The organism is Streptomyces sp. NPDC053755 (genome assembly GCF_040677675.1).
GTDB lineage: Bacteria > Actinomycetota > Actinomycetes > Streptomycetales > Streptomycetaceae > Streptomyces.
The window spans coordinates 29,510-53,807 of the sequence record NZ_JBFASK010000022.1 but is presented as its reverse complement, the minus strand read 5'-3'; the positions used below and the strand labels follow the sequence as shown (position 1 = coordinate 53,807).

General features: G+C 72.6%; 27 protein-coding genes and 1 pseudogene. 10 read left to right on the top strand and 18 right to left on the bottom strand.

The window, feature by feature from the left end:
• Positions 1–117 precede the first annotated feature (117 nt).
• On the bottom strand, positions 118–1,485 hold the full coding sequence (locus AB0K65_RS21330) for a PQQ-binding-like beta-propeller repeat protein (protein ID WP_365718749.1): 1,368 nt from the start codon (positions 1,483–1,485) through the stop codon (positions 118–120).
• A gap of 93 nt (positions 1,486–1,578) precedes the next feature.
• Here AB0K65_RS21330 and AB0K65_RS21325 point away from each other — a divergent pair.
• Positions 1,579–1,680 (top strand): annotated as a pseudogene (locus tag AB0K65_RS21325) (integrase core domain-containing protein); the annotation flags it as partial.
• A 36-nt stretch (positions 1,681–1,716) separates the two neighbouring features.
• Here AB0K65_RS21325 and AB0K65_RS21320 read toward each other — a convergent pair.
• Positions 1,717–2,487, bottom strand: coding sequence for a TetR/AcrR family transcriptional regulator (locus AB0K65_RS21320; protein WP_365718748.1), 771 nt, complete (start codon positions 2,485–2,487; stop codon positions 1,717–1,719).
• A gap of 141 nt (positions 2,488–2,628) precedes the next feature.
• On the opposite strand from AB0K65_RS21320, the gene AB0K65_RS21315 reads away from it, so the two are divergent.
• Together AB0K65_RS21315 and AB0K65_RS21310 are read left to right on the top strand one after the other, a co-directional pair.
• On the top strand, positions 2,629–3,612 hold the full coding sequence (locus tag AB0K65_RS21315) for an ATP-binding cassette domain-containing protein (RefSeq protein ID WP_365718747.1): 984 nt from the start codon (positions 2,629–2,631) through the stop codon (positions 3,610–3,612).
• On the top strand, positions 3,605–4,360 hold the full coding sequence (locus AB0K65_RS21310; protein ID WP_365718746.1) for an ABC transporter permease: 756 nt from the start codon (positions 3,605–3,607) through the stop codon (positions 4,358–4,360). Before AB0K65_RS21315 ends, AB0K65_RS21310 begins: the two co-directional genes overlap by 8 nt.
• A gap of 106 nt (positions 4,361–4,466) precedes the next feature.
• Here the strand turns inward: AB0K65_RS21310 and AB0K65_RS21305 are convergent, their stop codons facing one another.
• Both AB0K65_RS21305 and AB0K65_RS21300 read right to left on the bottom strand, forming a co-directional pair.
• Entirely contained in the window at positions 4,467–5,711 is a 1,245-nt protein-coding gene (locus AB0K65_RS21305) for a GNAT family N-acetyltransferase (RefSeq protein ID WP_365718745.1), read from the bottom strand.
• Positions 5,712–5,874: 163 nt separating this feature from the next.
• Positions 5,875–6,468 carry an ABC transporter substrate-binding protein gene (locus AB0K65_RS21300; RefSeq protein WP_365718743.1) on the bottom strand — a complete coding sequence of 198 codons (594 nt, stop codon included), beginning with the start codon at positions 6,466–6,468 and terminating at the stop codon, positions 5,875–5,877.
• 128 nt (positions 6,469–6,596) lie between these two features.
• Between AB0K65_RS21300 and dtd the strand changes: the two genes are divergently transcribed.
• Positions 6,597–7,022 carry a D-aminoacyl-tRNA deacylase gene (gene dtd, locus AB0K65_RS21295; protein WP_365718741.1) on the top strand — a complete coding sequence of 142 codons (426 nt, stop codon included), beginning with the start codon at positions 6,597–6,599 and terminating at the stop codon, positions 7,020–7,022.
• A gap of 61 nt (positions 7,023–7,083) precedes the next feature.
• On the opposite strand, the gene AB0K65_RS21290 is transcribed toward dtd, so the two are convergent.
• From AB0K65_RS21290 to AB0K65_RS21265, 6 genes are all read right to left on the bottom strand, one after another.
• On the bottom strand, positions 7,084–8,064 hold the full coding sequence (locus AB0K65_RS21290; protein ID WP_365718739.1) for a folate-binding protein: 981 nt from the start codon (positions 8,062–8,064) through the stop codon (positions 7,084–7,086).
• A 10-nt stretch (positions 8,065–8,074) separates the two neighbouring features.
• Positions 8,075–8,512: a transcriptional repressor gene (locus tag AB0K65_RS21285; RefSeq protein ID WP_365718736.1), complete on the bottom strand. Its 438-nt coding sequence runs from the start codon at positions 8,510–8,512 to the stop codon at positions 8,075–8,077.
• 49 nt (positions 8,513–8,561) lie between these two features.
• On the bottom strand, positions 8,562–9,134 hold the full coding sequence (locus tag AB0K65_RS21280; protein WP_365718733.1) for an FABP family protein: 573 nt from the start codon (positions 9,132–9,134) through the stop codon (positions 8,562–8,564).
• Between the two features lie 237 nt (positions 9,135–9,371).
• Positions 9,372–10,313 (bottom strand): hypothetical protein, encoded by a 942-nt coding sequence (locus AB0K65_RS21275; protein ID WP_365718731.1) that lies wholly within the window; start codon positions 10,311–10,313, stop codon positions 9,372–9,374.
• Complete coding sequence (locus AB0K65_RS21270; RefSeq protein ID WP_365718729.1) at positions 10,310–11,266, bottom strand: hypothetical protein; 957 nt, start codon at positions 11,264–11,266, stop codon at positions 10,310–10,312. Before AB0K65_RS21270 ends, AB0K65_RS21275 begins: the two co-directional genes overlap by 4 nt.
• A gap of 198 nt (positions 11,267–11,464) precedes the next feature.
• A complete protein-coding gene (locus AB0K65_RS21265) occupies positions 11,465–11,980 on the bottom strand; it encodes a hypothetical protein (RefSeq protein ID WP_365718727.1) in 516 nt (171 codons plus the stop codon).
• Between the two features lie 103 nt (positions 11,981–12,083).
• Between AB0K65_RS21265 and AB0K65_RS21260 the strand changes: the two genes are divergently transcribed.
• On the top strand, positions 12,084–12,446 hold the full coding sequence (locus tag AB0K65_RS21260) for a DsrE family protein (protein ID WP_137994334.1): 363 nt from the start codon (positions 12,084–12,086) through the stop codon (positions 12,444–12,446).
• A gap of 37 nt (positions 12,447–12,483) precedes the next feature.
• Here the strand turns inward: AB0K65_RS21260 and AB0K65_RS21255 are convergent, their stop codons facing one another.
• The 7 genes from AB0K65_RS21255 to AB0K65_RS21225 form a co-directional block, all read right to left on the bottom strand.
• A complete protein-coding gene (locus AB0K65_RS21255; RefSeq protein WP_365718725.1) occupies positions 12,484–12,747 on the bottom strand; it encodes a DUF3099 domain-containing protein in 264 nt (87 codons plus the stop codon).
• A gap of 119 nt (positions 12,748–12,866) precedes the next feature.
• The gene (locus AB0K65_RS21250; RefSeq protein WP_365718723.1) at positions 12,867–13,154 is read right to left on the bottom strand and encodes a DUF1416 domain-containing protein; all 288 of its coding nucleotides are present in this window, start codon (positions 13,152–13,154) and stop codon (positions 12,867–12,869) included.
• Positions 13,155–13,205: 51 nt separating this feature from the next.
• Positions 13,206–14,045 carry a sulfurtransferase gene (locus AB0K65_RS21245; RefSeq protein ID WP_365718721.1) on the bottom strand — a complete coding sequence of 280 codons (840 nt, stop codon included), beginning with the start codon at positions 14,043–14,045 and terminating at the stop codon, positions 13,206–13,208.
• A 416-nt stretch (positions 14,046–14,461) separates the two neighbouring features.
• Positions 14,462–15,151, bottom strand: a complete 690-nt coding sequence (locus AB0K65_RS21240) for a DUF2993 domain-containing protein (protein ID WP_365718719.1) — start codon at positions 15,149–15,151, stop codon at positions 14,462–14,464.
• Between the two features lie 92 nt (positions 15,152–15,243).
• Positions 15,244–16,569 carry a hypothetical protein gene (locus AB0K65_RS21235; protein WP_365718717.1) on the bottom strand — a complete coding sequence of 442 codons (1,326 nt, stop codon included), beginning with the start codon at positions 16,567–16,569 and terminating at the stop codon, positions 15,244–15,246.
• A 10-nt stretch (positions 16,570–16,579) separates the two neighbouring features.
• Positions 16,580–16,834 (bottom strand): MoaD/ThiS family protein, encoded by a 255-nt coding sequence (locus AB0K65_RS21230; RefSeq protein ID WP_365718715.1) that lies wholly within the window; start codon positions 16,832–16,834, stop codon positions 16,580–16,582.
• A 45-nt stretch (positions 16,835–16,879) separates the two neighbouring features.
• Positions 16,880–17,821, bottom strand: a complete 942-nt coding sequence (locus AB0K65_RS21225; RefSeq protein WP_365718713.1) for an alpha/beta hydrolase — start codon at positions 17,819–17,821, stop codon at positions 16,880–16,882.
• A gap of 266 nt (positions 17,822–18,087) precedes the next feature.
• Between AB0K65_RS21225 and AB0K65_RS21220 the strand changes: the two genes are divergently transcribed.
• The 5 genes from AB0K65_RS21220 to AB0K65_RS21200 all read left to right on the top strand — a co-directional run bounded on the left by AB0K65_RS21220 (position 18,088) and on the right by AB0K65_RS21200 (position 23,441).
• Complete coding sequence (locus AB0K65_RS21220) at positions 18,088–18,888, top strand: response regulator transcription factor (RefSeq protein WP_365718711.1); 801 nt, start codon at positions 18,088–18,090, stop codon at positions 18,886–18,888.
• A gap of 24 nt (positions 18,889–18,912) precedes the next feature.
• The gene (locus AB0K65_RS21215) at positions 18,913–19,935 is read left to right on the top strand and encodes a LacI family DNA-binding transcriptional regulator (RefSeq protein ID WP_365718709.1); all 1,023 of its coding nucleotides are present in this window, start codon (positions 18,913–18,915) and stop codon (positions 19,933–19,935) included.
• Positions 19,936–20,161: 226 nt separating this feature from the next.
• The gene (locus AB0K65_RS21210; RefSeq protein WP_365718707.1) at positions 20,162–21,247 is read left to right on the top strand and encodes a trypsin-like peptidase domain-containing protein; all 1,086 of its coding nucleotides are present in this window, start codon (positions 20,162–20,164) and stop codon (positions 21,245–21,247) included.
• Positions 21,248–21,282: 35 nt separating this feature from the next.
• The gene (locus AB0K65_RS21205; RefSeq protein WP_365718705.1) at positions 21,283–22,014 is read left to right on the top strand and encodes a response regulator transcription factor; all 732 of its coding nucleotides are present in this window, start codon (positions 21,283–21,285) and stop codon (positions 22,012–22,014) included.
• Positions 22,011–23,441 carry a HAMP domain-containing sensor histidine kinase gene (locus AB0K65_RS21200; protein ID WP_365718703.1) on the top strand — a complete coding sequence of 477 codons (1,431 nt, stop codon included), beginning with the start codon at positions 22,011–22,013 and terminating at the stop codon, positions 23,439–23,441. The genes AB0K65_RS21205 and AB0K65_RS21200 overlap by 4 nt, the downstream gene beginning before the upstream one ends.
• Here the strand turns inward: AB0K65_RS21200 and AB0K65_RS21195 are convergent.
• Positions 23,406–24,272 carry a phosphatidylinositol-specific phospholipase C gene (locus AB0K65_RS21195; RefSeq protein WP_365718701.1) on the bottom strand — a complete coding sequence of 289 codons (867 nt, stop codon included), beginning with the start codon at positions 24,270–24,272 and terminating at the stop codon, positions 23,406–23,408. The genes AB0K65_RS21200 and AB0K65_RS21195 overlap by 36 nt on opposite strands.
• Positions 24,273–24,298 lie beyond the last annotated feature (26 nt).

The window sequence follows — 24,298 nt, the reverse complement described above, 5'->3', positions numbered from 1 at the left end:
GACGCAGGACCGCCGCGCGGCCCCAAGGCCCCGCCCGCCTCGCGAGGCCCCACCGCCCCACGAGTCCCCGCGCGCCCGGTGAGGGCGTGTCCGACGATTCCCGCCGGGCCCGACGCGTCAGTCGCGTGTGTACGCCGAGAAGGGGCGCACTCCCGAGCCCCAGCGCACGGCGACGACCAGGTCCTCGTACACGCGCACGCCCGCCAGTTCGCCCTTGTGCCGGTCCACGTCGCTGCCGGTGTCGATGCTCTCCCTCTCCTCACCGGTGGCGGCGTCGAGCACCACCAGTTCGTCGAGGCTGTCCTGCCGGGAGCCGCGGTCGGCGAGGACGGTCACCCGGCCGCCGGTCACGTCGAGGGCGCGCAGGCCGCCCGCGACGGCCACGTCCGCCAGCCAGACCTGGCTGCCGCTCGCGAGGTCGAAGGCGACCACCCGGTCCCGGTACGACTTGCGCTCTCTGATCTCGGCGCCGGCGTAGAGCCGCCCGTCCGCGACGGTCACGAGGGCCGGCGCATGCGCCCGGATGGTTCCATACCCGCCGGTTGTCTCGATCCGGCCGGCCGCCTTCCCGTCCTCGCCGAAGAGGAGGAAGGCGCCCTGCTCGCCCTCGGTCGTCCCGCCGTTCTGCACGACCGGCGGCTCGGCCGACAGCAAGGCCACCTGGCCGTCCGGTGCGGGCGCCGTCCGCCCGCCGAGGGAAGCGGTCCACCGCAGCCCGCCGCCGGCCGGGTCGAACGCGGCCAGCCGCAGATCGGTGCGGCCACAGGCGAGTACCGCGACGACCTGCCGCTCCCCGGCGGCGACCTGCTCGGGCACACAGCCCTCGGGGACGGCGGCCGTCCAGCGCGGGGCGCCGGTCCGCAGGTCGAAAGCGCGCAGCGCCTTCGTTCCGGAGACGGCGGGCCGGGAGTCGGGGGTCCACAGGTCGTCGTCGAGGGTCCACAGGTCGTCGGCGTCCCGCAGGACGGCGACCCCGCCACCGACGGCGACCATGTCCGCGAACGTCTCGGTCAGGTTTCCCCCCGGGGTGCGGGGCGTGTGCCACCGCTCGCGGCCGCTCATGAGGTCGAGCGCGGCGACCGTCGAGCAGCCCGCTTTCATCACGTTCCCCCGGGCGATCAGGAGGACGGAGCCGGCCGTGCGGCGGCTGACGGCGCAGATGTGCTCCTGCCCGGGCGGGGCGTACTCCCAGCGGACCTTGCCCGTCCTCGCGTCGAAGGCGCCGACCGCGTCGTACCGGCTGCGGACGAGCGTCTCGCCGACCAGCCAGGCCCCGTTGCCGTAGGTCCTGGCGCCGTTGTCGACCGGGGCCTCCCAGACGAGGCGCAGCGAACTCCCCAGGGCGGAGCAGCCCGTGACGAGTCCGAGGGCGCACAGCGCGGTGACGGCCGCGAGGAGGGGGTGGAGCCCGCGCCCCGATCCCCGGCGGCCCGACGGCCACCGCACCCGCCCGCGTCCCGTGTCGTCGGTCGTGCGCGCTGCCATGCGGATCCCCACCCCTGGCTCCAAACGGTCCGATCCCCGTCAGGCTAGAGCACACCTGATCAGCGCCCAGCGCGGGGACCGGCCGCGGCCGGCATCGCCCACAAGAAGATCCGTCCCTACCGTCCGCAGACGAACGGCAAGGTCGAACGCTTCAACCGCACGCTCCTGGACGAGTGGGCCTACCTGCGGCCCTACCTCGAACCGCGAGCGGACCGAGGCCCGCCCGCCTCCCTACGAGACGTCTCCCGTCACCCCGTCCACCAGGACCGCGACCCCGTCGAGGAGCCGCGCCAGGCCGAAGCGGAACTCGTAGTCCGGCTCGTCCGCCTCGTCGAGGACCCCCGAGTCCAGCATCCTGGCCACCGCCGGGTAGCGCTCCGGATCGGCGAGGCGGCGCAGCATCCGGCTGTACCGGGCCATCACGACGTTCGCCTCCTCCCCGCTCGCGGCGATGGCGGCGGCGAGGTCGGCGCTCGTCATGGCGTCGCTCTTCACGAATCCGCTCACCAGCAGGATGACCGAGATCTTGGCGCCCTCGTCGAGGCCGGTGCCCGCCAGGGCCACCATGCCCTTCTCCCACCAGGCGACGGTGTGCGGCGTCGCGGGCGGCCCCGACACGGGGACGCGGACCATCCACAGGTTGCGCCGGTAGAGGTCGCGCATCGCCCGGGCCCACGCCTCCATCGCCTCCCGCCACGGCGTACCGGGCGGGAACACCTCGGGCGGCGCGCCGGTCGCCGCGTCCGTCATCAGGACGTACAGCTCGCTCTTCGCGCCGACGTAGCGGTAGAGCGACATCGGGGAGACGCCCAGCTCCTTGGCGATCCGCCCCATGGAGACGGCGTCGAGCCCCTCGGCCGCGGCGACACGGACGGCCGTGGCGACGATCCGGTCGAGGGTGAGTCCGGGCTTGGGCCCTTTGGAGGGCCGCTCCCGCAGACCCCAGGCGGCCTCGATGCTCGCGGGCAGGAACGTCCCGCCACCGCTCTTGTCGTCCGCCATGAGTCGCCGCCTCCACACCTCGCGCTTGACGGCCATCCTAGTAATGCGTAACCCTTACACAGTAACGCGTAGGGCATACGCAGTAAGCCTTCGTGTGATCCGTCCGCAGCACGTGTCCCAGCTCGAGGAGCAGGAGCCGTCATGCCATCCGCCACCCCACCCACCTCCGGGCCCGCGGTCGAGACCGCCGGCCTGCGCAAGGCGTACGGGACCGTCACGGTCCTCGAATCCCTCGACCTCCGCGTCGAGCGGGGCTCCGTCTTCGCCCTCCTCGGCCCCAACGGCGCCGGCAAGACCACCACCGTCCGCATCCTCACCACCCTCACCCGGCCCGACGCCGGCCACGCGCGCGTGGCGGGCCACGACGTCGTCACCCGACGCTCCGACGTCCGCCGGGCCATCAGCCTCACCGGCCAGTTCGCGGCCGTCGACGACACGCAGACCGGCGCCGAGAACCTCCGCATGGCCGCCCGGCTCTCCGGGCTCTCCCGCCGGGACGCCGACCGGCGCGCCGCCGAGCTCCTGGAACGCTTCGGCCTCGCCGACGCCGGCCGCCGTCGGGCCGGGACGTACTCCGGAGGCATGCGCCGCCGCCTCGACCTCGCGGCGGGGCTCGTCCGCCGCGTCGAGGTGATGTTCCTCGACGAGCCCACCACCGGCCTCGACCCCCGCAGCCGCCAGGAACTCTGGCAGGTCGTCCGGGACCTCGCGGCGGACGGCACGACCGTCTTCCTGACCACCCAGTACCTGGAGGAGGCCGACCGCCTCGCCGACCGGATCGCCGTCATGGACTCCGGCCGGATCGTCGCGGAGGGCACCGCCGACGCGCTCAAGTCACGCGTCGCGGGCCACCGCCTCGACCTCGTCCTCGCCGACGAGCACGCCTACCTGCGGCTGGCGGGCCGGGCGGTCCACCACTCCCCCGAGACCCTCACCCTCGGCGTCCCCACCGACGGCAGCGCCGTCCACGTCCGGGCGCTCCTCGACGAACTCGACCCGGAGCGCCGGGACATCACGCGCTTCGCCCTGCACACCGCGACGCTCGACGACGTCTTCCTGACCCTCACCGCGCGCGACGGCGCCGAGGACCCCTCACGCGACCCCCGGGAGCCCGCCCATGTCTGACACGCTGACCACCGCGAGGATCCTGACCGGCCGCGGCATCCGCCTCAGCCGCCGCAACCCGGACGCCGTCATCACCTCGATGATGCTCCCGGTCATGCTGATGCTGATCTTCGTGTACTTCTTCGGCGGGGCCATCGACACCGGGACGCGCTACGTCACCTACGTCGTCCCCGGTGTCCTGCTCCTGTGCGCCGGGTTCGGCTCCGCGAGCACCGCCGTCAGCGTCAGCGAGGACATGAAGGGCGGGATCATCGACCGGTTCCGGTCGCTCGACGTCGGCGGTACGCCGATCCTGGCCGGACATGTGGGCGCCAGCGTGGCCCGCAACCTGCTCGCCACCGTGCTCGTCTTCGGCGTCGCCTTCCTGATCGGCTTCCGGCCCACGGCGACCCCCCTCGGCTGGCTCGCGGCCATCGGCCTGCTCGTCGCCTTCATCACCGCCATCTCGTGGCTGTCGGCCGCCGCCGGACTGCTCGCCAGAACACCCGAGGCGGCCGGCGGCTTCACCTTCCTCATGATGTTCCTGCCCTACCCGAGCAGCGCGTTCGTACCGATCGACACCATGCCCGGCTGGCTCCACGGCTTCGCCGAACACCAGCCGGTGACCCCGGTGATCGAGTCGCTGCGCGGACTCCTGCTCGACCAGCCGGTGGGCGACACGCCCTGGATCGCGCTCGGTTGGTGCGCCGGGCTGCTCGCCCTCGCGGTGACGGCCTCGGAGAGCCTCTTCCGGCTGCGTACGAGGTGAGGACCGGGCGGCCAGGACCGTCCCGGCCGGACCGGGTGTGCGGCCAGGCCCGCACGGTCTCGGGCCAGGGCCGCCCCGGCAGCGGCAAGGGAAGGAGATGTCCGGGTCAGAAGACGTCCGGGCACCAGGGCCTGCGCGGGGTCCGCAGCAGCACGTCGGCGAGGGCGGCGGCGCCCGGGGAGACCTCCTCCACCCGGCCCAGGGCCGCGAGCCGTACGACCGACTCGTCGCCGAGCGAGAGGGTGCCCAACTCGGCCACGTCCAGGACGAGGTCGGCGGACGCGGTGGTACGGGCGCAGGCGGCGCCCTCCGGGGAGGCGTCGAGGCGGTAGCGGCCGCCCGCCGGCCCGTCGTCGTCCCGCAGTTCGAGGACGAGACCGCCCGTGGCTCCGTACGTACGGCCCTCCAGGACCTTGACGACGTCCAGGACCCGGACCCACAGCATGTCGGCGTGCGTGGTGACACGGGCGGCGCGCGGGTCCGGCAGGAGCAGCGGCAGGAGGTCGTCGGGGGCGCGGTGACCCGACGCGACGGTGGTGACCCAGTCGAGGGAGCACAGGAACGTCCACAGCGCGCGCTCGGCGGCCGGCGTGACGGCGATCAGATCCCGGACGGTGGCGGTGTTGAGGGGCTGCTTGCCGTCCTCCCACTTGTCGTCGCAGGTGTAGGCGGCGAATCCCTGCGCGGTCCCGTCCTCGTCGCGGTAGACGGCGTAGAACGGTTCGGTCCAGGGCCGGCTCTGGTGGCCGAGGCCGGTGCCGACGTCCCAGCCACGGGCGTCTCGGCCGACGATGCCGGCGCGGACGCCGGCCAGGGCGCGATGGAGCCCGGGGCCGATCTTCCGGATCTCCTCGCCGTCGGCGAAGTCGATCCGACCGCCGTCCTCGGGCCGGCCGGAGCGGCGCGGGTCGAGGCCGGCGCGCCGGACGTCGACGGTCCACTCGGTCGTCCAGGTCGCGGGCCCGAAGCCGTACCGGCCGTAGATCGGGTACTCGGCGGCGATCAGCGTGGCGACGGCGTCGCCGCGCTCCCGCGCCGCGGCGAGGTCGGCCGCCATCATGCGGCGGAGCAGGCCGCGGCGGCGGTGGGTGGCGGAGACGGTGACGCCGGAGACGGCGTCGGCGACGAGCGTGCCGCCGCCGACCGCGCTCAGCTCCTGGGTGAACGACCGGAAGGTGGCGACGACCCGCCCCCGGTCGAAGACGCCGAGGACGCGCGTGAGGTCGGTGTGCGGCAGCCGGTCGGCGACCTCCTCGTCCGACACGACGGGGGGCCGCAGGAAGCCCGTGTGCACCGCCCGCACCCAGTCGGCGTACTCGGACTCGTCGACGGCGCGCACCTCAAGGCTCATCCCCCGAGGCTATGCGCGGTCTCCCGCCCCGCGCACGCGAGTTTCGCCCGGTTCCGCGGGCGCGGCCGCGCCCCTCGCCCCACGTGGGGCCCCCTGCCCCGCCCGGCGCGGTCCCCGTACGGGAGCCGCGCCCCTTGCCCCGCCCGGCGCGCCGCCGCCCGCCTCACATCAGCAGGTCGTCCACCTGCGCCTCGCCCTCGCGGTAGCGGCGGGCGATCTCCGCGCTGCAGTCGTCGGCCGTCCGCTGGAGCTGCTGCCTGCGCTGTGAGACCTGCTGTTCGTAGCCCGCGAGCCGCCCCATCGCCGTGTGCAGCTCGTCGTCCGTGCGGGCGCAGAGGTCCGACAGCTCGACCTCCGACAGCATCTCGGCCGCGAGCCGCCGGTACTCCTCGCTCCGCGGCGTCGACAGCGTGACGTGCCGCGCCGAGGTCCGCAGCCGGGAGGGCGCGTCCGCGAGGATCTCCGAGAGCCGGTCCATGACCGACGCCTCCGGATCCGTACGGCGGGCCAGTTCCGCCCGCAGGATGTCGATCCGGCCCTGGAGCATCCGTCGCACATAGCTGAGGTCGGCCTCGTCGCCCTGGGCGTCGCGGCGCAGGGCACGCAGCTCGGGCAGCCGAAGCCCGGCGATGTCCGGCTGTGGCGGTTCCGGCAGCGACGGAGCCGCCGTGCGCTGCATCGGTGGACGTACGGCCGCGCCGGCTCGGGTCAGCGGTACGGGACCGGACGGCGTCTGCCCGGCGCCATGTGCACTCATGTGAATCGTCCCCTCGACCGGTGCGGAGCCGCACCGCCTGACACGCATGGTGCCACCCCCGCACGTGTGTGTGCAGGCGCTCTGCACCCGTTCAGCCCCAGACGAGTCGGGTCGGTAGGTTGGTCCGTATGCGTGCGGTGGTGCAGAGAGTGGACGGCGCGAGCGTCGTCGTCGCAGGAGAGACGGTCGGCGAGATCGTCGGCGAGGGACTGTGTGTGCTGGTGGGAGTGACCCACGACGACACACCGGAGAAGGCCGCCCAGTTGGCCCGAAAGCTGTGGTCCGTCCGGATTCTGGAGGACGAGAGATCCTGTTCGGACGTGAATGCGCCCTTGCTGGTGATTTCTCAGTTCACCCTCTACGGGGACGCGCGCAAGGGCCGCCGGCCCACGTGGAACGCCGCCGCGCCCGGCCCGGTCGCCGAGCCCCTCGTCGACGAGGTCGTGGAGCGGCTGCGCGAGCTGGGCGCGAAGGTGGAAACGGGCCGGTTCGGAGCGGACATGCGCGTCTCGCTCACGAATCACGGCCCGTTCACGGTCCTGATCGAGGTCTGAGCCTCCCGCCGCCGGCCGTAGGGCTCGGTTCCGCACGGTTCAGGGCTCGGACATCAGGGTCCTACGGCTCCACGACCGTCTCCTGCGCCGCCGCCGTGTCCCCGGCGAGCAGCTTCGCGTCCACCGGCACGTTCCGCTTCAGCATCGCCAGCGCGATCGGCCCCAGCTCGTGATGGCGTGCCGAGGTGGTGACGAAGCCGAGCTGGCGCCCCTCGGCGCCGTCCGACGCGAGCCGGATCGGGGTGCCGTGGCCGGGCAGGTGGACCTCGCTGCCGTCCAGGTGCAGGAAGACGAGCCGCCGGGGCGGCTTTCCCAGGTTGTGGACGCGCGCCACGGTCTCCTGACCGCGGTAGCAGCCCTTCTGCAGGTGCACCGCGCTGCCGATCCAGCCCAGCTCGTGCGGGATCGTCCGGTGGTCGGTCTCGAATCCGAGCCGCGGACGGTGTGTCTCGACCCGCAGCGCCTCGTACGCGAGGATCCCGGCGGCCGGGCCGTGCGCGGCCCCGAAGGACTCCAGCTCCGCCCGCGGCAGGAACAGGTCACGGCCGTGCGGGGTCTCCCGTACGACCACGCCCTCCGGCACCTCGGCGATGGACCCGGCCGGCAGATGGACGACGGCGACCTCCTCCGTACGGTCGGCGACCTCCACGCGGTAGAAGAACTTCATCGACTCCAGATAGGCGATGAGCTCGTCCTTCGTGCCCGGCTCGACGTGCGCCCAGACGGTCTCGCCGTCGTCGACGAGGTAGAGGGCGTGCTCGATGTGACCGTTCGCGGAGAGGATCAGCGCCTCGGTGGCCTGGCCGGCCGGAAGCTCGGAGACGTGCTGGGTGAGCAGCAGGTGCAGCCAGCTCAGCCGGTCGTCCCCGGTGACGGTGACGACACCGCGGTGGGAGAGATCGACGAAACCGGTGCCGGCGGCGAGGGCGCGCTGCTCCCGGAACAGGTCGCCGTAGTGCGCGGCGACGCCTTCGTCCCGGCCTTCGGCGGGAACGGCGCCGGGCAGGGAGAGCAGAGGGCTGTGCGTGGAATGACGCTGCATGGGGACCAGCCTACGACCGCGTGGCCCCGTCCTTGTTCGAACAGTCCGCGCAGCGGCCGAAGATCGCGAAATGCTTCAGGTCCGTGTCGAACCCGAACGTCTCACGGAGCTTGCCGGTGAACTCGGCGGCGATGTCGACATCCGCCTCGATGACGTTCGTACAGTCCCGGCACACCAGGTGCAGATGGTGGTGCCGGTCGGCGAGGTGGTACGTCGGGGCTCCGTGTCCCAGGTGGGCGTGACTGACGAGGCCCAGCTCCTCCAGCAGCTCCAGCGTGCGGTACACGGTGGAGATGTTGACGCCGGAGGCCGTCTTGCGGACCTGGCCGAGGATGTCGTCGGGCGTCGCGTGTTCGAGCGTGTCGACGGCCTCCAGGACAAGCTGACGCTGGGGCGTCAGCCGGTAGCCGCGCTGCCGCAGGTCGCTCTTCCAGTCGGTGCTCACCACGCCCCCCAGTGTAGGAGGGCGTGGCGCGATACCGGGAGGTTCGGAGCGCCTACTTGAAGAAGGCGATGCCGTCGTCCGGCAGGTCGCCGAGACCGCGCGCCATCTCCGCGACCTCCTCGGGCGACACGACCTTCTTCAGGTGCGCCGACATGTACGGCCGCAGCGGGACCTCGGGGGTGGCCTTCTCGCCCACCCACATGAGGTCGCCCTTGACGTAGCCGTAGAGCCGCTTGCCACCGCTGTACGCGCCGGCGGCGGCGGTACGGGCGACGGCGTCGGTCACGAGGTCGATCTGCGGCTTCTGGGCGGCGAGCTCGCCGTACCAGATCTCCACGATGCCCTGGTCACGGACCATGACGATCTCGACCTTGCGGTCCTTGTCGATCCGCCAGTAGCCGCTCTCGCTCTCCAGCGGGCGGACCTTGTTGCCGTCGTTGTCCAGCACCCAGGAGTGGGAGACGTACTCGATGAAGTCCCGGCCGTCGTGGCTGAACGTCACGGACTGACCGAAGTTGCACTTCTCGGCGCCGGGGAAGTCGGAGACGCCCGCGCCTTCCCACGTCCCGAGGAGGAACGCGAGGGGGACGAGGTCCGGGTTGAGGTCGGACGGGATCTCGATCATGAGCAGCTCTGTCGATCTGTAGGGGTGATTTAGCGCTGGCCCTGGTACAGCTTCTTCACGGCCAGACCGGTGAAGGCGAGGACGCCGACGCAGACCAGGACCAGCAGGGCTTCGAAGAAGATGATCACAGGGTGCTCCTCGAATGAGCGGTGAAGGCGAAACGGGCCGGACCCCAGCTTAGTGGGCCGGGGCCCGGCCTCTCTCTGTGAGGTGGGTCAAGCCACCCGGGGACCGTCGCTAGCCCAGGAGCTGGTTCTGCAGGGCGACGGTCTGCTGGAAGGGGACCGTGAGCGCCTCGCCCTTGCGGGACTGCGTGATCAGGGCGACGGTGTCGCCCGCCTGGATGTAGGCCCAGCGGCTCTGCTCGGCGTCGGCGGGCTCCTCCACGTAGGCGTAGCGAGCGGTGTACTGCACGGTGACCCGGCTGACGAGCGAGCCGTCCGTCCGGACCTGTTCGACCCCCTCCAGGAGCGGTCCGTCCACCGAGCCGGCCTTCAGGGCGTCGTCCTTGAACGCCTCGGCGAAGGCCACGGAGCCGAACCGCAGCAGCTGGACACGGGTCGTCGTGCCGTCCGGGGTGGTCCAGGCGCGGGCCGCGATGTGGCGGAGCGCGGAGTCGGCGAGGGTCTGCCGCAGCTCGGTCCGGTCGTCCTTCCGGTACGTCGTGAGGTACTGCTCCACGGTGACCCAGCCGCCGTTCACCCGGGGGTCGACCGTGGCGCCGACGGGCGCGGGCAGCAGCAGGGCGCGCAGGTCCGCGTGGTGGACCTCGCCTTCGTTGCCCTGGCTGAAGGGGCGAGGTGAGCCCTGCGGCAGGGCCGGAAGGCTCAGCTCCGGGTACTGCCACCGGCCGTCGTGCTCGGTCTCCAGGCCGGGGACGTCGGTGCGCTCCATCGAGGTGATGCCGATCGCGGTCCCGGCGCCGAGGCCGCCGCACACGACCACGGCGGCGGTCCAGCGGGCGACGGCCCACAGCACGCGCCGGGCGGAGCCGCGCGCGACGACGGGGGCGCCGGAAGACCCGGCGTCGGCCTCCGACGGGACGGGAGCGGCCTCCGGCGGCGCGGCGGCGGGAGCCACCGGCTCGGAGGGCACCGTCTCCGGCTCGGCGGCGTCGGCCACCGGCTCGGAGGGCGCCGCGGCCGGTCGCCGCGGTGCCGTGTCGGTCTGCTCGCTCATACGTACTCCCCCGGGGACTCGATGTGGTCGAGCTGCTTCTTCACCAGCGCGGCGACGGCCGCCTTGTCGAACGGCTTGGACCCGGAGGACGTGACCGTCACGAGCAGCTCGGAGTCGTACGCGGTGCAGCTCATGCCGTCGAGCTCCGCCTTCTTGTCGTCGTCCTTCACGCCCCAGTCCGGCATCGCGTGGCAGAAGGAGTTCTTGTGCCCCTGGATCTTCGGGCCCTTCGGGAACTCCAGGAGCTCGGCGAGCTCCTGCTTGATCTCGTACATGTCGTGGATCCGCTTCTTGTTCTTCATGCGGATGACCTGGACCTCCACGAGGAGGTCGTCGTCCCGGGAGGCGAAGGAGCGGACGGCGATGCCCTGCACACCGAGCTTGTCGACGCGCTTCTCGTAGTCGCGGCGCTTCTTGCCCGCGAGCCCGCGGCCCTCGCTCTTCAGCAGGGCGACGGCCTCCTCGTCACCGAGTTCGCCGTCGTTGCCGTACGACTCGACGTCCGGGCCGAGGCGGTACCCCTCGGGCACCGGCAGCAGCAGCTTGCTGAGGGGCGTCGAGGCGTTGCCCCGTGCCGCACCGAGGGCGGGGTCCTCGCCGCCCGTCCAGTCGGAGGTCTCCCACACGCGTGTCGGGGAGGAGCGGTCGGCCCCGCTCACGGTGACGGCGGTGTACGTGACGCCGCCGCCGATCGCCCCGAGGACGAGCACCGCGGGGAGCGCCACGGTCAGCAGCGTGCGCGCCCACCCCGTACGGGAGGCGCCCGCGCGGCCCGGCGCCTGCGCGGCGTCGACGTCGGCTTCGGCGTCGGCGTCGGCCACCGGCTCGGCGGCGGACGCGGGAGCCTGCCCGGCGTCGGCCGTCCGCTCGGCGTCAGGCGCGGGAGCCTGCCCGGCCGCCTCGGCACCGGCCATCTGCTCCGGAGCCTGGTCGGGGGTCCGGTCGTCGTTCACAGGCGCTCCAGCTGTCGCTCGGCCAGGGTGCGGATGTCCTTCTTGCTGATCTTCTTGGTGTCGAAGAGGTGGATGTCGACCATCACGTCTCCGCGGTGGAGGACCGCCCGAGCCTGGTAGAAGTCCAGGTATCCGGCCTTCTTCTCGACCGGGTAGAGGTAATAGCGGCCGTTTCCGCTGCCCTTGACCGGGTCGCCCTCATTGGACGACGGCCTCCCGGTGCTCGCCGGTCTGCCAGCTCCGCGTGGCGACCCGACGGATCCGGCTCTCGTTCAGGAGCTCGAGGATGTAGCCCTCGTCCTTGTACCAGCCGGCGTAGGACGCCACCCGCATCCAGCCGTCCTCCGGACGGCCTTCCGCGGCGCGCGCGCCCGCCGGCCTCGGCAGCAGCAGCTTGCGCAGGTCGCCGCCCGTCCTGGCCCCGCGGTCCTCGGCCGCGCTCAGGGGCTTAGGCTCCTGGCCCTTCGGCAGAGGCTTCGACGGGTAGGCGAGGGCCGGCTGGTTCAGGGCCGGCAGTGGTGTCGGCTCGCGTTCGGCCTGGATGCCGTATCCCACCGCCGTACCGCCGACGAGGCCGAGGACGGCCGCGACGGCGATCAGCCCGGCTGTCCGGGCGACCCGCCGCCGCTGAGCCGTCGCGGGCTCCGGGGCGGTCTCCGGCGTCGCCTCCGGCGGAGGCGAGGACGGGTCCGGGGTGTGTGCTTCGACGCTCAAAAGTCCCCCCACGAGACTTGAAGCGCAGATTCCGTAACCTGCGCACCCACCTGACACGTGGGTCATGCATGAAGTTGCACGACTTCGCATTACAGTTCGGTATATGGCGAAGAAGCTCGTGATCAAGGTGACCGCAGGGGCCGACGCCCCCGAACGCTGCTCGCAGGCCTTCACCGTGGCCGCGGTCGCCGTGGCCAGCGGCGTCGAGGTCTCGCTCTGGCTGACGGGCGAGTCGTCGTGGTTCGCGCTCCCCGGACGGGCGGCCGAGTTCGAACTGCCGCACGCCGCACCGCTTCCCGACCTGATCGACTCGATCCTCGCGGCCGGCCGCATCACGCTGTGCACGCAGTGCGCGGCGCGCCGCGAGATCACGGAGAAGGACGTCCTGGAGGGCGTGCGCATCGCCGGCGCCCAGGTCTTCGTCCAGGAGGCGATGACGGACGGCACCCAGGCGCTCGTCTACTGACCCCGACCGGGCGGCGCAGCTCCGCGCCGGCTTCCGGTCACGGCTCCCGGCGCCTCTTGCCGTCGAGTTCGTCCCACCACTCGTCGGACTTCGGGTCGCCCGACGGATCGTCCCACCACCTGTCCTCGGGGCCCCGCCGGTTCGCGACCATCGCGGCGACCGGCGGAATGACCATGGCGATCACGCACATGCCGATGGCGCCGGGCATCGAGAACAGCCGCACCACGGCCCAGGCGCCCACGAAGAGGGCCACGCAGATGCCCATCATCCAGAAGTAGACATGCCGCCGACGTGCGTACATACCTCCACCGTACGACCGCACCCCGCACGCGGGCAGACCGAAGGGCCGTGCCTCAAGTCCCGGATGGCGTCCAACCCCCAGGAGGCACGGCCCTTCGGCCGGTTCTGCGGTGCGGTGTGTCAGACCGCGATCGCGACCTCGGCGAGGCCGCCCTGCTGCGCCACGACCTTTCGGTCGGCGGTGCCGCCGGGGACCAGGGCGCGGACGGTCCAGGTGCCCTCGGCCGCGTAGAAACGGAACTGGCCGGTGGCGGAGGTCGGGACCTCGGCCGTGAACTCGCCGGTCGAGTCCAGGAGACGGACGTAACCGGTGACCGGCTCGCCGTCCTTGGTCACGAAGCCCTGGATGGTGGTCTCACCGGGCTTGATCGTCGAGGCGTCGGGGCCGCCGGGCTGCGCTCCACACATGTCTGTTCTGTCCTTACGGTCGAGGGGTCCGGAGGGGAGGAGGTCCGGGGCTTACTTGTTGGCGCCGAGCTCGATCGGCACGCCGACGAGGGAGCCGTACTCGGTCCACGAGCCGTCGTAGTTCTTGACGTTCTCGACGCCGAGGAGCTCGTGCAGCACGAACCAGGTCAGCGCGGAGCGCTCGCCGATGCGGCAGTAGGCGATGGTGTCCTTCGCCAGGTCGACCTGCTCGTCCTCGTAGAGGGCCTTGAGCTCGTCGTCCGACTTGAAGGTGCCGTCGTCGTTGGCGTTCTTCGACCACGGGATGTTGCGGGCGCTCGGCACGTGGCCGGGGCGCTGCGACTGCTCCTGCGGGAGGTGCGCCGGGGCGAGCAGCTTGCCGGAGAACTCGTCGGGCGAGCGGACGTCGACCAGGTTCTGGGCGCCGATCGCGGCCACGACGTCGTCGCGGAAGGCGCGGATCGAGCTGTCCTGGGCCTTGGCCTTGTACTCGGTGGCCGGGCGGGTCGGGACCTCGGCGACGAGGTCGCGGGAGTCGAGCTCCCACTTCTTGCGGCCGCCGTCGAGGAGCTTCACGTCCTGGTGGCCGTAGAGCTTGAAGTACCAGTAGGCGTAGGAGGCGAACCAGTTGTTGTTGCCGCCGTAGAGGACGACCGTGGTGTCGTTCGCGATGCCCTTGGCCGAGAGGAGCTTCTCGAAGCCCTCCTGGTCGATGAAGTCGCGGCGGACCGGGTCCTGCAGGTCCTGGGTCCAGTCGATCCGGATCGCGTTGCGGATGTGGTTCTTCTCGTAGGCCGAGGTGTCCTCGTCGACCTCGACGATCGCGACCTGGGGGTTGTCGAGGTTCGCCTCGACCCAGTCGGCGTCTACCAGGACGTCGCTGCGGCTCATGCTTTTCTCCTCCGGGGCAGTGTTCGGCGGTGTGGCGCAAGTGGTGCGGGTACGCGGCATGGCGTGCGTACGGCTACACGGGGCGGCGCCGACCGTGCCGGTCGGCGGGCCCGGGGAATGCGGGGCTCGGGGGCTCCGCTCAGACGGAGCGACAGAGCATGGCGGCGACGCGGCACAGGTCTACTGCCCGCCGCTTCGTGAGTTCCGCCTGTCGCTTCATGCCACGATCGTAGGGACGGACGGGTGGCCGTGTCACCGGCGTGTCGTATTTTGAGACGCGATCGTCCGAGATGTGGGACGCGATCACTGCGCACGGCATCGCCCGGCACCTCCGCGCGGAGGTGCCGGGGCTTTCCATCTACGTATCGGACTGCGCCGTCTCACCATGTGGCCCAAGGGCCCCAGGGGGTGCGGCGTCAGCTCGCGAGGACCACGTCCTTGCCGGTCACGGCGATGGCCACGCCGTCCTCGCGGGCCTCGACCTTCTCGAGCTTCATGCCGGCCGGCAGGCCGCCGATCCGGCGGTCGAAGTCGGTGCGCTCGCGGACCAGACCCTCGACTCCCGGAATGCCCTCGCCGGGCACCTCGTCCGCCCGGACCCGGATCGTGTCGCCGCCGGTCACGGTCACGGTGGAGATCACGCTGCGGGTGACCGTGCGGCCCAGGATCTCGATGCCGCCGGTGACCTTGACCTTGCCGTTGCCGCCGTAGGCGACGGTCACGTCTCTGTCGGACGCGGCGGTGAGGTCGGCGTAGGAGATCAGGGCGGTGCCGGTGGCGGAGCCCGCGCGGGCGCTGGAGTAGTCGCCGTTCACCGTCACGTCGTGGAGCGCGGCGGTCATCTCGCTGATCCGTATCCTGCGGCTGCCCGCCGTCGCCTCGACTCCGGTCAGCTTCACGTCGACCTCGTCGAGGCGCTTGTCCATGAGCTGCGTCAGGAAGGGGAAGCCCTTGATGTCGACCTCGGTGGAGCCGGCCCGGCCGGGCCCGAGCCGCACCCGGTCGGCGGCCTCCGACTCGGCGTAGTTGACGGCGAGCCGGTCCAGACCGACGAAGAGGCCGCCCAGCACGACGGCCACGATCAGCAATACGCGTAGAGCTCGCATGGCCCGTGCATCCCCCAAAAGTCTCCGGCCCCCCGACACGTTGATCGACGTGTCGGGGGGCCGGTTGGTTCCCGGGGGCGCTGCGACGGGGATCACGCCAGCGCGCGGCCCAGCAGGTAGACGGCGGGTGCGGCGGCGGCCAGCGGCAGGGCGACGCCGGCCGTCATGTGGACGAAGCGGGAGGGGTAATCGTAGGCGGCGGCCCGCAGGCCCACCAGGGCGCAGACGCCGGCGCCCAGGCCGAGGAGGGCCCCGGAGGAGCCCAGGTCGGTGAAGCCCCCGGCGGCGATGCCGGCGCCGGCGGCGGCGAGCAGCGCCACGACGACGGAGGCCGGTCCGGGCAGCGGCAGGGCGCGGGCGAGGACGGCGGCGGCGACGGCGATCCCGCCGACGGTCACGGCGTCGGGGGCGGCGCCGAGGTGTCCGGTGGCCACGACGGTCAGGGCCGCGGAGGCGACGGTCGCCATGAGGCCGTACATCCGCTCGTCCGCGTCGGCGCGGCTGCGCAGCTGGAGGACGAGGGTGAGGAGCACCCAGACGCCGAGCGTGCCGATGATCGCGGCGGGGGCGTGCTCGCGGCCGGTGGCGAGGAGCACGATGTCGGCGGTGAGGCCGCCGAGGAAGGCGAGGGCGATGCCCTGGCGGGCCGGCCACATGCCGTTGAGCCGGAACCAGCCGGCGGCGGTGACGGCCTGGAGCAGGACGAGCGGCACGAGCAGCGCGTACGGGCCGACGGCCGCGCCGGCGGCGAGCAGCACGCCGAGGACGGCGGTGAGCGCGGCGGGCTGGACGCCGGGGTCGATGATGGGCGACCGGCCCTCGGCGCGGGCGCGCTGGGCGTCGGTGAGGCGGGTGCTGCCGCCGGTGGTGGGCGGGGAGTACTGCGGGGCGGGACTCAGGGGCCCGGGGGTCTCCTGGGGCGCCGGGGGCCGTGCGTCGTGGCCGGACGCGCCCTGCGGGGGCAGGGAGGCGGTGTCGTCCGCGGCGGGCCGGGGGGCCGGGTGCGGGACGGCATCGGGCCGGACGGTCGGCTGGTACTGGGTGTCCCAGGTCTGGCCCTCCCACGTCTGGGTGACGTCGGGGTCCTGCTGTCCGTGCGGCTGCCGGCCGTAGGTGTGCCCCCCGGGGGCCTGGGGGCCGGGCTCCTGCGCGGAGGCCTGGCCGTAGGGCTGTCCGGACTGCCGCGGCTGCCCGTAGGGCTGCTGTCCTGCGGGCAGCGGGTGTCCGTATGCCTGCTGCCCGGGCTGCGGCTGCCCGTAGGCCTGCTGCTGTCCGTACGGCTGCCGGATGTCGGCCGGCTGGTCGTACGCCTGCGGGGCGTGGCCGTGCGGATGCCCGCCGTACGGGCCGGCGCCCTGCTGCTGCGGGGCGTACGGGTCGTACGAGGGGTCGTACGGATGTTGCTGATCGCTGCTCATGCTGTGCGGTTCACCCTCCTGCGAACGGCGGGAGCACCTCGACCGTGCCGCCCTCGGCAAGCCGTACGGTCTCATGCGCGCGGGTTCCGACGGGGTCGCCGTCGATGAGGAACGAGCACCGCTGGAGGACGCGGACGAGCTCGCCCGGGTGCTTCTCGCGGGCCGCGTCGAGGGCCTCCGCCAGGTTCTCCGCGGCGTACGGCTCCTCGGCGACTCCGGCGGCGGCCTTGGCCGCGGCCCAGTAGCGGATGGTTCCCGCTGCCATAGCGGCACTCCCTTCGTTCGTGTGCGCGCCGCTCCCCATGATGGGCTATGCGCGCGTCAGCCAGTCCCCCAGACGGCGGAGCAGCCGGTCGTCGGCCGCGTTCTCGGCGTGGCCCATGCCCCGCTCCAGCCACAGCTCGCAGGGGCCGGCGGCGGCCAGGCTCCGCGGGTGGTCGACGGGGAAGTACGGGTCGCGGTCGCCGTGCACGATCAGCAGGGGCGTCGGCGCGATCATGGGGACCGCCTCCACGGGGGACAGCGGGACGGGGTCCCAGTCCTGGTGGTGGATGCGGGTGCCGAGGCCGTACCGGCCGACCAGGCGCCCTGCCCGCCGGGTGATCACCCAGTGGACCCGGCGCATCGACGGCGTACCGCGGTAGTACCACCGGGCCGGGGCGCTCACGGCGGCGACCGCGTCGGTGTACGCCCCCGCGCGCTTCCGCGCGCTCCCCGACTGCTCCCCGGCCTTCGACCCGCCCGCGGCGGACGTGTCGCCCGGCCCGCCCGCGCCGGACGTGGCCGTGGGCACGCCCTCGCCGGGCGCGCCCTCTTCCTCCTTCCTCTCCAGGGCGGCGTGCCGCAGCACGACGGACCCGCCCATGGAGAAGCCGACCGTCACCACGCGCGTGTGGCCGAGTGCGCGCGCCCAGCGGACGGCCGCCGAGAGGTCGAGGACCTCCCGGTCGCCGACGGTGGAACGGCCCCCTGACCTGCCGTGGCCCCGGAAGGAGAAGGTGACGACCGCCGCCCGCTCGGCGAGGACCCGGGAGGCCCGCCGGACGGCGGGCCGGTCCACCGAACCGGTGAACCCGTGGGCCACGACGACAGCCGTTGCGGCACCGCTCGTTTCGGTGACACTTGCCGTACACGGTTCGTAAACCGCCTCGATACGGACACCGTCGTCCGTGAGGAGGGTGGCGCGCCGAGGGCCGTACGTGATCGAGGAGACATCCACCATGTGAAATCGGCCCTCTGCCTCGGAACTCATGTGGGCTATTGTGCTTGGCAGAGGATCCGGGCGACGCAGCCCCCGGGTCCTTTTGTCTTTTCCGGCCGTTGTTACGGCCGGGTGAACAAAAGCTCTCAGGGCGCGAGAGCCTCGTGTGACCAGCAGTGAGTAAGTGCCGCAGAACGTCCTCGCAGGGACCGAGGAGGAACCGACGTTATGGGCGAGCGAACGAAGCACGACCGACCGACGACCCGGTGGGGGTCACCCCTGCTCGAGCGCAGCGACGAGCTGGGGGGCGGGAAGCGATGAGCTCACTGTTGCTTCTGACCAACGCCCTGCAGCCGTCGACCGAGGTGCTTCCCGCACTCGGCCTGCTGCTGCACAACGTGCGCGTGGCACCCGCCGAGGGCCCCGCGCTCGTCGACACCCCCGGTGCCGACGTGATCCTGATCGACGGCCGCCGCGACCTCCCGCAGGTGCGCAGCCTCTGCCAGCTGCTCCGTTCCACCGGCCCCGGCTGTCCGCTGATCCTCGTCGTCACGGAGGGCGGCCTCGCGGCCGTCACCGCCGACTGGGGCATCGACGACGTGCTGCTCGACACCGCGGGCCCGGCCGAGGTCGAGGCGCGGCTGCGTCTCGCGATGGGCCGCCAGCAGATCGTGGCCGACGACTCCCCCATGGAGATCCGCAACGGCGATCTCTCGGTGGACGAGGCGACGTACAGCGCCAAGCTCAAGGGCCGGGTCCTGGACCTGACCTTCAAGGAGTTCGAGCTCCTGAAGTACCTCGCCCAGCACCCGGGCCGGGTCTTCACGCGCGCCCAGCTCCTCCAGGAGGTCTGGGGGTACGACTACTTCGGCGGCACCCGTACGGTCGACGTCCACGTCCGGAGGCTGCGGGCGAAGCTCGGGCCCGAGCACGAGTCGCTCATCGGCACCGTCCGCAACGTCGGGTACCGCTTCGTGACACCGGAGAAGGTGGAGCGCGCGGCCGAGGAGGCACGGGTGAAGGAGGAGGCCCGGGTCAAGGGCGCCGCCCGCACCGTCACTCCGACGGAGGAACCGGCCGACGTGGCGCACGCCACAGCACGCCCTGCCAATGGGTAGGTCACCCCGCGTAGACTGCCGCGCGTGGCCAAGGTGACGCGGGATGACGTAGCTCGACTGGCGGGTACTTCGACCGCGGTCGTGAGTTACGTCATCAACAACGGACCCCGGCCGGTCGCCCCGGCCACGCGCGAGCGTGTCCTCGCCGCCATCAAGGAGCTGGGCTACCGCCCCGACCGGGTGGCCCAGGCGATGGCGTCCCGCCGCACGGACCTCATAGGCATGATCGTCCCGGACGCGCGGCAGCCGTTCTTCGCGGAGATGGCGCACGCGGTCGAACAGGCCGCCGCCGAGCGCGGGAAGATGGTCCTCGTCGGCAACTCGGACTACCGCGACGAGCGGGAGGTCCACTATCTCCGGGCCTTCCTCGGCATGCGGGTCTCCGGGCTGATCCTGGTCAGCCAGGGCATGAGCGAGCGGGCCGCGAGCGAGATCGAGGCGTGGGACGCGCGTGTGGTGCTGCTGCACGAGCGGCCCGAGGCGCTCGACGACGTCGCCGTCGTCACGGACGACATCGGCGGGGCCCAGCTCGCCACCCGGCACCTCCTGGAGCACGGGCACCCGTACGTGGCCTGCCTCGGCGGCGTCCCCAACACCCCGGCGGTCGGCGACCCGGTCGCGGACCACGAGGAGGGCTGGCGCCGCGCGATGCTGGAGGCCGGCCGCTCGATCGAGGGCCGGCTCTTCCAGGCCCCGTATAACCGCTACGACGCCTACCGGATCGCACTGACCATCCTCGGCGGCCCCGACCGGCCGCCGGCCATCTTCTGCTCCACGGACGACCAGGCGTTCGGCGTGCTGCGCGCGGCGCGCGAGCTGCGCATCGACGTGCCCGGCGAGCTGGCCGTGGCGGGTTTCGACGACGTGAAGGAAGCGGCGCTCACCGATCCGCCGCTCACGACCGTCCACTCCGACCGCCCGGCGATGGCCCGGGCAGCGGTGGACCTGGTACTCGACGACTCGCTGCGGGTGGCGGGGTCGAAGCGCGAGCGGGTGAAGCAGTTCCCCTCCGCGCTGGTGATCCGCCGCTCCTGCGGCTGCGGCTGACCGGCAGGCACACCGGCCGACGACGCGCGACACCGCCAGGCACCGCTCGCACGGACCAAGCCCTCCCGGCCGCACACGGCCACGCCCGTGCCCTGTCCGGGACCGGACCCGTCTCGTTCACCGGGCTCCTCCCGGGCCTCGTCTTTATATCGGGCATACGCGCTTCTGTCGGGCTTCTCAGCCCTTCCTCAGGGACCTCTCATCTCCCGATCCGAGAGTCGTTCCCATGACCGACCACTCCCAGCAGCCGCAGCAGCACCCGTACTATCCGCCGCAGCCCGCGCACCCGCCGTACGACCCGGCTGCGCCGGTCATGACCGAGCCGGGTACGACGATCTGGCCCGGCGGCGGGCACGTGCCCCCGCCGGCCGCCCCTCCCGTGGTCACCGCCTCGGCCGCGCCCGCCCCGGCTCCGGTGCCGCAGCACCGGCGCGCCAGGCGGGGCGTCGGCCTGATGGCCGCCGTGGCGATCGCCGCGGCCGCGATCGGCGGCGGCACGGCGACGCTGACGCAGCAGCTCACCGCGGACCGCGCCCCGGCGGCCGGGTCCGCGGTCAGCGGCACGAACGTCTCGGCCGGCGGCAAGGGCACCGTCGCCGGGGTCGCCCAGGCCGTCTCGCCGTCCATCGTGGAGATCTCCGCGACCTCGGCCTCCGGCAAGTCCACCGGCTCCGGCGTGATCATCACCGGCGACGGCGAGATCGTCACCAACAACCACGTCATCTCCGGGGCCACCGCGATGACCGTGCGGCTGTCCGACGGCAGGACCTACGACGCCGAGGTCGTCGGCACGGCCCCCGACAAGGACCTGGCGCTCGTCAAGCTGAAGGGCGCGTCCGGGCTGAAGGCCGCCACGCTGGGCGACTCCGACGACGTCAGGGTCGGCGACGAGGTCGTCGCGATCGGCTCGCCCGAGGGCCTGACCGGCACGGTCACCAGCGGCATCGTCTCGGCTCTCGGCCGCGACGTGACCGTCGCCAAGGACGACGACGGCCAAGGCCCGGGACAGCAGCCGCAGTACGACCCCCGGCAGGGCTGGCCCTTCGAGTTCGGCGGGCAGCGGTTCAACGGCGACACCGGCTCGTCGAAGACGACCTACAAGGCGATCCAGACCGACGCCTCGCTCAACCCCGGGAACTCCGGCGGCGCGCTGATCGACATGAACGGCGCGATCATCGGCATCAACTCGGCGATGTACTCCCCCAGCGCCTCGAACGGCTCCTCGGCCGGAAGCGTCGGCCTCGGGTTCGCGATCCCGGTCAACACCCTGAAGGCCGATCTCGACAGCCTGCGCTCCGGCGGCGGCAACTGAACGGGGGCCCGGGCGAGCCGTGCGACGCTGGGGTCATGACAGGTCCGGTGAATGAAGGCGGCCGCATCCTCATCGTCGACGACGAGCCCGCCGTACGGGAAGCCCTGCGGCGCAGCCTCGCCTTCGAGGGGTACGGCACCGAGGAGGCCGTCGACGGCTTCGACGCCCTCGCGAAGGTGGGGACGTACGCCCCCGATCTGGTCGTCCTGGACATCCAGATGCCCCGCATGGACGGCCTGACGGCGGCCCGCCGCATCCGCTCGTCCGGCTCCACCGTGCCGATCCTCATGCTGACGGCCCGGGACACGGTCGGCGACCGGGTCACCGGTCTCGACGCGGGCGCGGACGACTATCTGGTGAAGCCCTTCGAGCTGGACGAGCTGTTCGCCCGGATCCGGGCGCTGCTGCGCCGCAGCTCGTACGCGGCGACGGCGGCCGGGTCCGAGGAACCGGTGGGCGACGTGCTGGTCTTCGGGGACCTGCGGATGGATCTGGCGACACGCGAGGTGACACGGGCCGGCCGGCCGGTGGAGCTGACGCGGACGGAGTTCACGCTCCTGGAGATGTTCCTCGCGCATCCGCGGCAGGTGCTGACCCGGGAGCAGATCCTGAAGGCGGTCTGGGGCTTCGACTTCGAGCCGAGCTCGAACTCGCTGGACGTGTACGTGATGTACCTGCGGCGCAAGACGGAGGCGGGCGGCGAACCGCGCCTGGTGCACACCGTGCGGGGCGTGGGGTACGTGCTGCGCGGCGGGGGCCCGGAGTGAGGAACCCGGTCGCGTGGTTCCGGTCGCGGCCACTGCGGTCGCGGCTGGCGCTGCTCACCGCGGTGGCCGTGGCGCTCGCGGTGGCGGCGGCGTCGGCGGCGTGCTGGTTCGTGACGCGGGCGCAGCTGGAGGCCGAGCTGGACTCGTCGCTGCGCGACAGCAGAATGAACGACCGTGCGGTGGCCAGTCTGGCGCTGGCCTGCGCGGGAAACCTGGAGACGCCCGTGCCGGCGGCCGGTGCGGCGTTCACCTGGCAGATCGTGCTGACGGACGGCAAGGTCTGCACGTCCGGCTCCTCGCCGATCCCCGTCCAGCCGGCCGATCTGGCCGTGGCGCGCGGCCAGGCTCCGTACGCCCTGCACACGACGAAGGCCGAGAACGGCGCGGAGATGCGGGTCTACACCTATCCTCAGGCGTTCCAGAACGTGGCCGTCGTCAGCATCGCCCGGCCTCTGTCGGAGATCGACAACTCGATGTCCACGCTGGCCTGGGTGCTGCTCCTGGTCTCGGGGATCGGCGTGGTCGGTGCGGGGGCGGCCGGGCTGTGGGTCGCCCGGGCCGGTCTGAAGCCGGTGGACCGGCTGACGGAGACGGTCGAGCACATGGCGCGGACGGAGGACCTGACGGTCCGTATCCCCGTCGAGGGCGAGGACGAGGTCGCCCGGCTGTCACGCTCGTTCAACGCGATGACGGCGGCGCTCGCCAGCTCGCGCGACCGGCAGGCGCAGCTGATCGCGGACGCCGGCCACGAGCTGCGGACCCCGCTGACCTCGCTGCGGACCAATGTCGAACTCCTCGCCCGCAGTGAGCAGACGGGCCGCGCGCTGCCGCCCGCGGACCGGGTGGCGCTGATGGCCTCGGTGAAGGCGCAGATGACGGAGCTGGCCGCGCTGATCGGGGACCTCCAGGAGCTGGCCCGCCCGGACGCGGTCGAGCGGGGGCCGCTGCGGGTGGTGCCGCTGCACGGCATCCTGCGCTCGGCGCTCGACCGGGCACGGCTGCGGGGGCCGGAGCTGGCCTTCCGTACCGACCTCGCGCCCTGGTACGTACGGGCGGAGCCGGCGGGGCTCGAGCGCGCACTGGTGAACGTGCTCGACAACGCGGTGAAGTTCTCGCCGCCGCGGGGCGAGGTGGAGGTGACCTTGATGCGGGGCGAGCTGACGGTCAGGGACCACGGTCCCGGGATTCCGCCCGAGGAGCTGCCCCACGTCTTCGAACGCTTCTGGCGTTCGCCGTCGGCCCGGAGCCTGCCCGGTTCGGGCCTGGGGCTCTCGATCGTGGCCCGCACCGTCCAGCAGGCGGGCGGCACGGTGGCGCTGACGCCGGCGGAGGGCGGCGGCACGGCGGCGGTGATCCGTCTGCCGGGCGCGCCGACTCCTCCGCCGGACGGGTCAGTTGTGGCGGATGAGGGACTCGACGAGGCCTGAGCGCGTGGCGGGGAAGTCCAGGGGGACGATGCCGAGCCCCTTCCAGCCGGCGGCCTCCGCGCCGTCGAGGAAGGTGTGGACCCGGGGGTTGAGCCGGTCGGAGTTCCAGCGCGGCGGGAGGTAGGCCGAGGTGGAGACGTAGTTGACGTAGAGCTTTCCGGGCTGTGCGGCGGCTTTGCGCAGGTGTGACTCGATGAGGGGGTACTTGGCTCCGGGCTCGGTCATGTAGGCGTCCTGGATGTCGAAGAGCGCGCCGTCGCCGTAGCGGACGCCGGGCAGGCCGGCGTTGTCGGCGAGCAGGACGACCTTGCCCCGGGCCTCGCCGAGGGTGGGCAGGCCGTCGCCGATGCGGAAGAGCGAGCGCCAGCCGCGTACGTCGAGGTAGTCGTCGAAGATCTGCCGGAAGACGGTGTCGGAGTCCGTGGAGTACTCCTGTTTGACGCGCATGAGGACGGTCTCGGAGGGGTGGGCGGCGAGGAAGGCGGCGCACGCGACGAGGACGTCGCCGAACATCATGTTCTGGTAGGCGGCGCCGTGGTGGATGGCGAAGGAGCCTCCCGTGACCCGGCAGCGGATGTCCAGGAAGCGGATGCCGCTGTCCAGCTGCTGGGCGATGGTGGTGTTCTGGCAGGCGGCCCAGAGGCCGCCGAACCGGGCTCCGGAGTCGTGGGTGCCGGGGATGGTGAGCTTCTGGAGCGGGGTGGGGTCGCCGTGGCCGGCCATCCAGTCCTGTGTCCCGAGGGCCCGGGTGCGGGCCCGTGCGGGCGGGGCTCCGATGAGGACGGTGGCGGTCGTCGCCGCGGCTCCCGCGAGAAAGCTTCGTCGGTCCATGGCACGGGAGTATGACGGGTACGCGT